Genomic DNA, 6,895 nt, shown 5'->3' with positions numbered 1-6,895 from the left:
ATTCCCTGCCCCCCTCACTCAAAAAAAAAAACCATCACCCCCCCCCCCCCCCCCCCCCCCCCCCCCCCCCCCCCCCCCCCCCCCCCCCCCCCCGTGCCGTGGGGCGGGGCGGTTCGAGCGGGGTCAGCCGAGGACCGCCATGGCGTCGATCTCGATGAGCAGGCCGGCGGGGAGACCGACGTACACCGTGGTGCGGGCGGCGGGGGGCACGGTGAGGCGGGCGAAGTACGCGTCGTAGATCTCGTTCATCTCGGCGAAGTGCGCCGTGTCGGTGAGGTAGACGCGCATCATCATCACGTCGTCCCAGCTCGCGCCGCCCTCCTTCAGGACGGCCTCGACGTTGGCGAGGGTCTGGAGGGTCTGCTCGCGCAGGGTGGGGCCGGCCGGGGTGGGGGCCCGGCCCTCGACGGCCGGGAGGAAGCCGACCTGGCCGGCGACCTGGAGGATGTTCCCCTTGCGCACGCCGTGGGAGAACCGGGCGGGCGGGGCGGTGTGGCCGGCGGGGGTGATCGCGGTCTTCTCGGTCATGCGGTGTCCTTCGGGGGTGTCGTGCCGGAGTACTCCCGGCTGATGGCGTCGGCGGTGCGGCGCACCAGCGGGAGGAGGGCGAGGAGTTCGTCGGCGGTGACGACGACGTTCGGCGCGGACACCGACATGGCGGCGACGACGCGGCCGTCCGCACCGCGGACGGGGGCGGCGACGCAGTTGATGGACTCCTCGTGGCCGCCCAGGTCGGTGGCCCAGCCCTGTTCGCGCACGGTCGCCAGCTCCTGGAGGAACGCGGCGGCGTTCGGGATCGAACGGGGCGTGTACATGGGGTAGTCGAGCTTCGCGGCGAGCGCGCGCCGCTCCGGCTCGGGCAGGTCGGCCAGCAGCAGTTTCGCCACGGCGGCGACGGTGATCGCGACGGGCTTGCCGATGCGCGAGTACATCCGGACGGGGTAGCGGCTGTCGACCTTGTCGATGTAGAGCACCTCGTTCTCCTCGTGCACGGCGAGGTGGACGGTGTGCCCGGTCCGCTCGCCCAGCTGTACGAGGTGGGGGTGGGCGATCTCGCGGATGTCGAGGTTCTCGACGGCTTCCTGCGCGAGGGCGAACAGCCGGGCGCCGAGGCGGTAGCGCTGGTCCTCCTGGCGGTAGACCAGGCCGTGTTCGTGCAGGGTGCGCAGCAGCCGCAGGGCGGTCGACTTGTGTACGCCGAGGGCGTCGGCGACCTGTCCGAGGTCGGCGGGGCCCCGCGCGAGCAGCGGCAGGATGCTGAGCGCGCGGTCGACGGTCTGGCTCATGGCGTACGTACCTCCTGGTCCTCCCCGGTACGCGTCCAGCCGGGGCCGAGGTGCAGTCTCCCCCAGGCGCCGTCGTCCAGGGCGGCGAGGCGGTCGGCGTGGGCGCGGGCTGGCGGGTCGGCGAGGTCGCCGGGGACGGTGAGCGCGGCGGCGGCCATGAGGTGCCCGTGGCGGAGGCGGCGCTCCAGGGCGAGCCCGCGGAGGGTGGCGGAGAGGAACCCGGCGGCGAACGCGTCCCCGGCGCCGACATGGGCGACGACCTCGACCCGGGGGGCGGGCACGAAGGCGACGGAGTCGCCCGGCGGGTGGGCGACCGCTCCGGCCGCGCCGGGGTGGCGGCCGGTCGGGGACCCGGAACCGTCGGGGCGCGGCGCGGCGGCGGGCGGTACGGCGGCGGGCGGCGCGGCGGCGCGGGCGTACGCCGTCGCGCCCCGCGCGCCGTGCTTGACGACCAGGACCGCCGGCTCCGGCAGTGCCGCGCGGATCGCCGCCGCGTCCCGCAGGCCCCATGCCGCCTCCGCCTCGTCGTCGCCGACGAGCACCAGGTCGGCGCCGCGCGCCAGGTCCAGCAGCACGGCGGGGTCGGCGCCGCGCCACAGGCCGGGACGGTGGTTGACGTCGAAGGAGAGCAGGGGGCGGCCGGGGCGGCGGGCGGTGAGGGCCCGCAGCAGGGCCAGGCAGCCGGCGGACAGGGCGGCGGTGATGCCGGTCAGGTGCAGGACGCGCGCGGCGGTGAGGTCCCGGGGCGGGACGGTGTCCGGGCTCATCGCCGAGGCGGCGGAGCCGGCGCGGTAGTAGACGACCTCGTGGCCGTCGTCGGCCCGGTCGGCGGCGGTGCGGAAGTAGACGCCGGTCGGGCGGTGCGGGTCGCGGCGTACGGCGGTGGTGTCGACCCCGTACGCGGCGACGGCCCGCACCAGGTGGTCGCCGAAGCCGTCGGCGCCGACGCGGCTGACCCACTTCGCGCGGTGCCCCGCCGCCGCGAGCGCGCAGGCGACGTTGGACTCGGCACCCCCGATGGCGCGGCTGAAGGACGGCACGTCGGCGAGGGGACCGGGGCGGGAGGGCAGGAATGTGACCATGGACTCGCCGAGACAGACGACGTCGGTTGCGGTCACGCTGGGGGCTCCTCACCGGGCGCTCCGGATCCATTGACCCGGCATTGCGCCGGATGTTAGACACCACCGAGCACTAGACGCAATGACCGTTGCACGCTATGCAACAGATGGGGGGCTGCCATGGCCGCCGAACACCTCAGGGCCGAGCACCTCGCGGCCGAGCGCGTCGACCACCGGTTCAAGGGGCTCCCCGCCGACGCCGAGGGCCTCACCGTGGGCGAACTGGCCGCCCAGCGGCGCGACCTGTTCACCGGCGGCTTCACCACCCCCGTCCTCGCCCTCTCCGCCGAGGCCCTGGAGCACAACCTGGCGCTGCTGGAGACCTACGCCGAGCGGCACGGCCTCGCCTTCGCGCCGCACGGCAAGACCTCCATGGCGCCCCAGCTGTTCGACCGGCAGGTCGCGTACGGCGCCTGGGGCATCACGGCAGCCGTGCCGCACCAGGCCCGCGTCTACCGGGCCTTCGGCATCCGGCGGATCTTCCTCGCCAACGAGCTCGTCGACGCCGCCGCGCTGCGCTGGGTGGCCGCCGAGTTGGAGCGGGACCCGGACTTCCGCTTCCTCTGCTACGTCGACTCCGTGCGCGGCGTCGAGCTGATGGACCAGGCCCTGCGGGGGACCGCCCGCCCCGTCGACGTCGTCGTCGAGCTCGGCGCGGGCGACGGCGCGCGCACCGGGGCGCGTACGGAGGCGGACTGCGCCGCCGTCGCGGACGCGGTCGCCGCGACCGGCACGCTGCGCCTGGCCGGGGTCGCCGGGTACGAGGGCGAGGTGCCGGACGCGACGTCCGGCTCGGTGCGGGCCTGGCTGCGCCGCCTGACCGCCCTGGCCGTCGAGTTCGACACGGCGGGCCGGTTCGCGGACGACCTCGGCGAGATCGTCGTCAGCGCGGGCGGCAGCGCCTGGTTCGACACGGTGGCCGAAGTGTTCGCGGAACTGCCCGCGCTGTCCCGCCCGGTGCTGAAGCTGCTGCGCTCCGGGGCGTACGTGTCGCACGACGACGGGCAGTACCGCGCCCTCACGCCGTTCAACCGGGTCCCGCGGGAGGGTGCCCTCCGGCCCGCGTTCCGGCTGTGGGCCCAGGTGGTGTCCCGCCCGACGGCGGAGCAGGCGTTCGTCAACGCGGGCAAGCGGGACGCCGCGTACGACCTGCACCTGCCCGAGGCACAGGTCGTCCGCTCCGCGCGGGACGGGTCGGTGCGGCCGGCGGAGGGGATCGCGGTGACCCGCCTGTCCGACCAGCACGCCTGGCTGGAGACCGCTCCCGGCGCGGAACTGGAGGTGGGCGACTGGGTCGGCATGGGCCTGTCGCACCCGTGCACGTCGTTCGACAAGTGGCAGTTGATCCCGCTGGTCGAGGCGGACGGCACGGTCGTCGACTTCGTCCGCACCTTCTTCTAGGAGCGCTCCGGAATGGACCTCGTCATACGGGACGCCCGCGTCGTGGACGGCACCGGCGGCCCGTCGTACCGCGCCGACGTCGGCGTCACCGGCGGCCGGATCGCCGCGATCCGCCGCGAGGGGGACCCGGCGCTGTCCGGCCGGCGTGTCCTGGACGCGCACGGGCTGGCCCTCTCCCCCGGTTTCATCGACATGCACGCCCACAGCGACCTCGCCCTGCTCCGCGACCCGGACCACAGCGCCAAGGCCGCGCAGGGCGTCACCCTCGAAGTGCTGGGCCAGGACGGCCTGTCGTACGCGCCGGCCGACGACCGCACCCTCGACGAGGTCCGCCGGGCGATCGCCGGCTGGAACGGCGGTGGGCCCGGGGACACGACCGTGGACCTGGACTGGCGGACCGTCGGCGAGTACCTGGACCGCCTGGACCGCCAGGGCATCGCGGTCAACGCGGCGTACCTGGTCCCGCAGGGGACGGTCCGCGCGTACGCCATGGGCTGGGAGGACCGGCCGCCCACCGGCACCGAGCTGGCCCGGATGAGACAGCTCGTGGCGGAGGGCCTGGAGCAGGGCGCGGTCGGCATGTCGTCCGGCCTCACCTACACACCCGGCATGTACGCGCGGGACGCCGAACTGACCCAGCTCTGCCGGGTCGTGGCGGCGTACGGCGGCTACTACTGCCCGCATCACCGCAGTTACGGCGCCGGCGCGCTGGAGGCGTACGCGGAGATGGTCGCCCTCACCCGGGAGGCGGGCTGCGCGCTGCACCTGGCCCACGCGACCATGAACTTCGGGGTGAACGAGGGCAGGGCGCCCGAGCTGCTCGCGCTGCTCGACGAGGCGCTGGCGGACGGGGCGGACATCACGCTCGACACCTACCCCTACACCCCCGGCTGCACCACGCTCGTCGCGCTGCTGCCGAGCTGGGCGGGCGAGGGCGGCCCGGAGGCGGTCCTGGCCCGCCTCCGCGACGACGCCACGGCCGAACGGATCCGCCACCACCTGGAAGTCACCGGCTCGGACGGCTGTCACGGCGTACCCGTCGAGTGGGGCACCATCGAGATCTCGGGCGTCTCCCGGCCGGAACTCGCCACCCACGTCGGCCGCCGCGTGGACGGCTGGGCCACCGCGCGCCGCCTGCTGGTCGAGGACCGGCTGGGCACGACGATCCTCCAGCACGTCGGCCACGAGGAGAACGTCCGGGCCATCATGCGCCACCGCGTCCACACGGGCGGCTCCGACGGCATCCTCCAGGGCGCCAAGCCGCACCCGCGCGCGTACGGCACGTTCCCCCACTACCTGGGGCGGTACGCGCGCGAACTGGGCGTCCTGTCGCTGGAGGAGACGGTCGCCCACCTCACCTCACGCCCCGCCGCCCGCCTCCGCCTCCCCGACCGCGGCCTGATCCGCGAGGGCCACCGCGCCGACCTGGTCCTCTTCGACCCGGACACGGTCGCGGCGGGCTCCACCTTCGAAGCCCCCCGCACCCTCCCGGTGGGCATCCCGCACGTCCTGATCGACGGGCGCTTCGTCATCGAGGACGGCCACCGCACGGACACCCTGGCCGGCCGCGCCGTCCGACGCCCGCCGACGCGCTAGGTCGGCCGGCCATCCGCCGCGCGCACCGTCCCGTCAGGGCGTGCGGGCCTCGTCCCGGCGCGCCGGGCGGGGGGTGGGGAGCCGGTCCGGACGGTGGGCGGGGGCCGGCTCGTGGCGCAGGAGCAGCGCCCCGACGGCGCAGGCGACGGCCGCCAGGGCGAAGCCGTACGCCGGGGTGCGGCCGGAGGGGGCCGTCTCGTAGACGAGGGCGGTGCCCAGCACCAGCAGGACCCGGCCCGCGCGGCCGTTCCAGGCCGTGGCGGCCACCACGGTGCCGCCCCACAGCAGGTACCAGGGCTGGACCATCGGCGACAGGGCCACCAGCGCGACGAGCGACAGGCCGAGCCCGTGCACCGGGTCCAGCCGGCCGCGTGCCGACCGCCACGCCAGGTGCCCGATGAGCGCGAGCGCCGCGGCGAGACCCAGGCGCTGGACGGCGGCCTTGACCGGGTCCGGATCGGTGCCCGCCGACAGGCGCAGCAGCTCGCCGAGGACGAGGCCCAGGTCGCTGGTGACCGACAGCGCGGTGTGGATCGTCCCGGCGACGCTCTGGGTCCGCAGCCAGCCGAACCCGGTGCCCGCGAGCAGCGTCGCGGCGACGGCGACCGCCCCGGCGACCAGGCCGGGCCCCAGCAACCCCTTCACGATCCGGTGACGGGACGCCGCCCGGCCCGCCATGACCCCGATGAACAGCAGCGCGACGGCGGCCGGGGACTTGACCGTCATCGCGAGTCCGACGACCGCGCTGCCCACGACCCACCGCCCGCGCCGGGCGAGGACCACGCCCGCCAGCATGAGGGCGATCATCAGCCCGTCGTTGTGCGCGCCGCCGATCACGTGCATGAGCAGCAGCGGGTTGAGCGCCCCCAGCCACAGGGCCCCCCGCTCGCCGTCCTCGCCACGCCCACCTGCCAGCCGGCGCAGCGCCCATACGATCAGGACCAGGGCCGCCACGGAGATCAGCCGCATCCCGAGCACCGCCGGCACGATCGTCCCGCCCGTCACCCGGACCACCGCCTGCGCCAGCACCAGGAAGACCGGCCCGTACGGGGCCGGGGTGTCCGTCCAGTGCCCGCCGACGCTCGCCGCGGCGTCCCCGCCGATGCCGGCCGGATCGAGCACGGACGGCCCGGCGCCGTACACGTCGTGGCCCTCCAGGACCATGGCGCCCTGGGCGATGTAGCTGTACACGTCGGCGCTGTGGAGGGGCGGGGCGAGGAGCATCGGCGCGGTCCACCAGCCGAGCGTCACCAGGGTGTGGCGTACGGACGACCCGGCCCTGCCGTAGCCCCACCAGGCGACCACGAGGAGGGTCAGGCCGAGGTACGCCAGGACGGTGGCCGCCACCGTGACCCCCGGCCCGTGGGGGACCCAGATCCCCCACGGGTCGCGGGACGGCAGCGTTCCGGCGGCCCAGCCGCCCGCGGCCGCCGCGGCCGATCCGGCCGCGCCCAGCCGGCGGTACCCGACAGCGCTCATTGCCCACATGACCCG

General features: G+C 75.6%; 6 protein-coding genes. 2 read left to right on the top strand and 4 right to left on the bottom strand.

Features of this window, described 5'->3' with window-relative positions; all coding sequences use genetic code 11:
* Positions 1–123: 123 nt before the first annotated feature.
* The 3 genes from AC07DW_RS02125 to AC07DW_RS02115 are packed head-to-tail and all read right to left on the bottom strand — an operon-like array spanning position 124 to position 2,368.
* Positions 124–528, bottom strand: coding sequence for a RidA family protein (locus AC07DW_RS02125; RefSeq protein ID WP_478855670.1), 405 nt, complete (start codon positions 526–528; stop codon positions 124–126).
* Entirely contained in the window at positions 525–1,286 is a 762-nt protein-coding gene (locus AC07DW_RS02120; protein WP_478855669.1) for an IclR family transcriptional regulator, read from the bottom strand. The genes AC07DW_RS02125 and AC07DW_RS02120 overlap by 4 nt, the downstream gene beginning before the upstream one ends.
* Positions 1,283–2,368 (bottom strand): sugar kinase, encoded by a 1,086-nt coding sequence (locus AC07DW_RS02115; RefSeq protein WP_478855724.1) that lies wholly within the window; start codon positions 2,366–2,368, stop codon positions 1,283–1,285. The genes AC07DW_RS02120 and AC07DW_RS02115 overlap by 4 nt, the downstream gene beginning before the upstream one ends.
* 156 nt (positions 2,369–2,524) lie before the next feature.
* Here AC07DW_RS02115 and AC07DW_RS02110 point away from each other — a divergent pair, with 156 nt between their 5' ends.
* Positions 2,525–3,805 (top strand): amino acid deaminase, encoded by a 1,281-nt coding sequence (locus AC07DW_RS02110; RefSeq protein ID WP_478855668.1) that lies wholly within the window; start codon positions 2,525–2,527, stop codon positions 3,803–3,805.
* 12 nt (positions 3,806–3,817) lie between these two features.
* Positions 3,818–5,401, top strand: coding sequence for an N-acyl-D-amino-acid deacylase family protein (locus AC07DW_RS02105; protein ID WP_478855667.1), 1,584 nt, complete (start codon positions 3,818–3,820; stop codon positions 5,399–5,401).
* Positions 5,402–5,434: 33 nt separating this feature from the next.
* On the opposite strand, the gene mptB is transcribed toward AC07DW_RS02105, so the two are convergent.
* Positions 5,435–6,889: a polyprenol phosphomannose-dependent alpha 1,6 mannosyltransferase MptB gene (gene mptB, locus AC07DW_RS02100; protein ID WP_478855666.1), complete on the bottom strand. Its 1,455-nt coding sequence runs from the start codon at positions 6,887–6,889 to the stop codon at positions 5,435–5,437.
* Positions 6,890–6,895 lie beyond the last annotated feature (6 nt).

Source organism: Streptomyces sp. NPDC045701 (assembly GCF_056432045.1).
This window is presented reverse-complemented; position numbering and strand designations above follow the sequence as displayed.